A 2,955-nucleotide genomic window follows, 5' to 3' on the forward strand; every position below is an offset into this window, starting at 1 on the left:
CCTTGCGGGCGACGGCGGCCAGCTCGCCGCACGCCTTGGCGCGGTCGCGGACCCGGCGGATCTCGGCGGGGTCGTCGCTGGCTTCGAGGATCGCCCAGGCCGCGTCGAGGGCGGCCATGAGCTTGGCTTGCAGGGCCTGGCACCAGGCGGGGATGTTGGTCTGGGTCATGCGACCAGTGTGCGGCCGTCCTGGAGGGTGGGGATAGGAAACGTGCGTTTTTGTGTAGCGCGTTGAATTCGTTGAGCGCGGGATCGAAAATCGCGGGGATAGACGCCCTCTTTCCTTCCCCCGTGATGGGGGAAGGTGGCCCGCGAAGCGGGTCGGATGGGGTGAACGCGCAGCGTTCCCCGCTCCGCCGGCTCAGCGGTCACCCCCATCCCCGACCCTTCCCGCAAGGGGAGAAGGAAGACGCAGGCCTGTGGATAACTTTGACCTCTACCGCGACGGCAGGGCGTCGATCAGGTGGCAGGACTTGCCGGCCGTGATGGTCTCCAGGCCGATCACGTCCAGCCCGTTGCCGTCCTCGCCCTGGATTTCGACATACTCGCCGATCACCTCGACATAGACCGGGGCCTTCAAGGTCTTCAGCCGCTCGCGCAGCTTGGCGACCGGCTTGTCGGCCTCGCCCGTACGGTCGCGCAGGACGTAGCGATTGGCGACCAGGTCGCAGCGGGTCAGGATGAGCTGGTCCTTCTGGATATCGACCGTGCCGATGAAGAGGTCCTGGGCCAGGGCCGATCCGGCGGTCGCCAGCACGGCCAGGGCGTAGAGCGCGGCGAGGGTCGGTCTAGCGGGCATTTTCGATCATCTCGAACGTGTAGCTGCAGCCCGCCAGCGTCTTGCCCGGATGGGAGGTGACGGTGGAGACGTTGAGGGTGACGCGGGTCTTGTAGGTGAAGCCGCCGGCCTCGCCCTTGTCGGTGGTGGTGGCGATCTCGCGCTCGCCGAGGAACTTGGCCGGGATGTCGATCGCCGGCTGGATCTCCAGCTGCCGGGCCAGCGGATGCGGGTCGGCCTCGTCGAGCACCGCCATCGGGCCGGAGCTGTTGAACACGATGTGGCGCGTCTGGCGTCCGAACACCGTGATCGGCGCTTTCAGCACATAGGCCTTGAGCATGAAGTTGGCGGTCTTTTCCTCGGTCAGCCCGAAGCGGGCGCGCGCCTGGACCGCCTCGTCGCCGACCAGCCAGAAGGCCAGGGCGTTGTACGACGGCACGTCGTAGGTGCGGCATTCGATCAGCTTGGCCAGGTCGATGGTCGCCGGATCGAAGTCCGCGTCGTCGCGGGCCCAGGCCGAAGCCGGCGCGAGACAGGCCGCCGCGATCAGCGCGACGCACAGCGATTTTATCATGTGGGGACCCCGGCCAACGCAACCTGACAGGGACTACGTGCGGGTTGCGGTGAAGGTTCCGGCGACGGCGCCGTTTCAAACCGCCTACCCCAGACCCCCGACTCCCCGCTAGAACCTCTCCATGACCCAAGCCTCTCATAAAGGCCGCGTGCTCGTCCTCGCCGGATCGGATTCCGGCGGCGGGGCGGGGATCCAGGCCGACATCAAGACCATCACCGTCCTGGGCGGCTATGCGGCCACGGCGATCACCGCCGTCACCGTGCAGAACACCCTGGGCGTGACCGGCGTGCATCCGATCCCGCTGGACATCGTCGAGGCCCAGGCGCGCGCCGTGCTCGACGATATCGGGGCCGACGCCTTCAAGACCGGCATGCTGGGCGACGCCGCCACGGTCGAGGTCGTGGCCCGGGTGCTGGACAGCGCCAAAGGCGCGCCGGCCGTCATCGACCCGGTGATGATCGCCAAGGGCGGCGCCTCGCTGCTGGCCCAGGAGGCGATCGGCGCGCTGAAAAGTCTGCTGATCCCCCGCGCGGCCCTGCTGACCCCCAACGCGCCCGAGGCCGCGGCCCTGACCGGCCTGAGCGTAGAGACCACCGACGACCTGCGCCGGGCCGGCGAGGCCCTGTTGGAACTGGGCGCCCAGGCGGTGCTGATGAAGGGCGGCCATGTTGACGGCGAGCGGGTCGTCGACCTGTTGATCACCCGCCAGGGCGAAACCGCCTTCGAGGGCGAGCGGATCGAGACCCGCCACACCCACGGCACCGGCTGCACCCTGGCCAGCGCCTGCGCCACGGGCCTGGCCCAGGGGATGAGCCTGACCGAGTCGGTCGCCCGCGCCTGGAACTATGTCCACGAGGCCATGCTGCGCGCGCCGGGGTTCGGCGCGGGCCATGGGCCGCTGGACCACGGCTGGCCGGTCCACCGGGAAGGGCGCAAATGAGCGATCTCGAAGCCCGCCTCGTCGACATCATCCACGGCGTGCCCACCACCATGCAGGTGCTGCGGACCGTCCGCGACCTGGACCTGCCCGACGCGATGATCTTTTCCGGCGCGATCTACCAGCCGGTCTGGAACCACCTGACCGGCCGGGCGCCCGACTACGGGATCAAGGACTACGACGTGGCCTATCACGACGATTCCGACACCTCGTACGAGGCCGAGGACGTGGTGATCCAGCGCGTGGCGGCCCGATTCGACGAGCCGCTGAAGAGCCTGGTCGAGGTGCGCAACCAGGCTCGCGTCCACCTTTGGTTCGAGAAGAAGTTCGGGGCCGACGAGCCCTATCCGCCGCTGCTGACCAGCGCCGACGCCCTGAAGCGCTTCGTGGCCACGGCCTTCTGCGTGGGCGTGCGGATGGAGGCCGACGACAGCCTGTCGGTGTTCGCGCCGTTCGGGCTGGACGATCTGTTCGCCCTGCACCTGCGGCCCAACCCGTTGCGGGTGAAGGGCGCGGGCGGCTGGGAACGCACGACCGGCTCGGCCCAGGCGCGCTGGCCGGAGATCACGGTGGAGGGGGCTTAAAACGACTGTCATCCCGGACAAGCGCGCAGCGCGCAGATCCGGGACCGACGCGTGAACTCAGAGCTTCCGGCGGTCCCGGATC

4 protein-coding genes are annotated in these 2,955 nt (G+C 68.9%); 2 read left to right on the plus strand and 2 right to left on the minus strand.

Annotation, left to right across the window (positions count from 1 at the left end; genetic code table 11):
- Window positions 1-436: 436 nt before the first annotated feature.
- Window positions 437-799, minus strand: a complete 363-nt coding sequence (locus AC1DZ6_RS22550; RefSeq protein ID WP_477099353.1) for a hypothetical protein — start codon at window positions 797-799, stop codon at window positions 437-439.
- Window positions 789-1,352, minus strand: coding sequence for a hypothetical protein (locus tag AC1DZ6_RS22555; protein WP_477099354.1), 564 nt, complete (start codon window positions 1,350-1,352; stop codon window positions 789-791). Before AC1DZ6_RS22555 ends, AC1DZ6_RS22550 begins: the two co-directional genes overlap by 11 nt.
- A 121-nt stretch (window positions 1,353-1,473) precedes the next feature.
- Here AC1DZ6_RS22555 and thiD point away from each other — a divergent pair, with 121 nt between their 5' ends.
- A complete protein-coding gene (thiD, locus tag AC1DZ6_RS22560; RefSeq protein WP_477099355.1) occupies window positions 1,474-2,292 on the plus strand; it encodes a bifunctional hydroxymethylpyrimidine kinase/phosphomethylpyrimidine kinase in 819 nt (272 codons plus the stop codon).
- Complete coding sequence (locus AC1DZ6_RS22565) at window positions 2,289-2,873, plus strand: nucleotidyltransferase family protein (protein WP_477099356.1); 585 nt, start codon at window positions 2,289-2,291, stop codon at window positions 2,871-2,873. Before thiD ends, AC1DZ6_RS22565 begins: the two co-directional genes overlap by 4 nt.
- Window positions 2,874-2,955: the final 82 nt, after the last annotated feature.

It is taken from the genome of Caulobacter sp. P1_B12_2 (assembly GCF_056406675.1).

Excerpts from the sequence above, each read along its gene's own strand:
- AC1DZ6_RS22555 (WP_477099354.1), bottom strand. The coding sequence starts at position 1,352 with ATGATAAAATCGCTGTGCGTCGCGCTGATCGCGGCGGCCTGTCTCGCG.
- AC1DZ6_RS22565 (WP_477099356.1), top strand. The coding sequence starts at position 2,289 with ATGAGCGATCTCGAAGCCCGCCTCGTCGACATCATCCACGGCGTGCCC.
- AC1DZ6_RS22550 (WP_477099353.1), bottom strand. The coding sequence starts at position 799 with ATGCCCGCTAGACCGACCCTCGCCGCGCTCTACGCCCTGGCCGTGCTG.
- thiD (WP_477099355.1), top strand. The coding sequence starts at position 1,474 with ATGACCCAAGCCTCTCATAAAGGCCGCGTGCTCGTCCTCGCCGGATCG.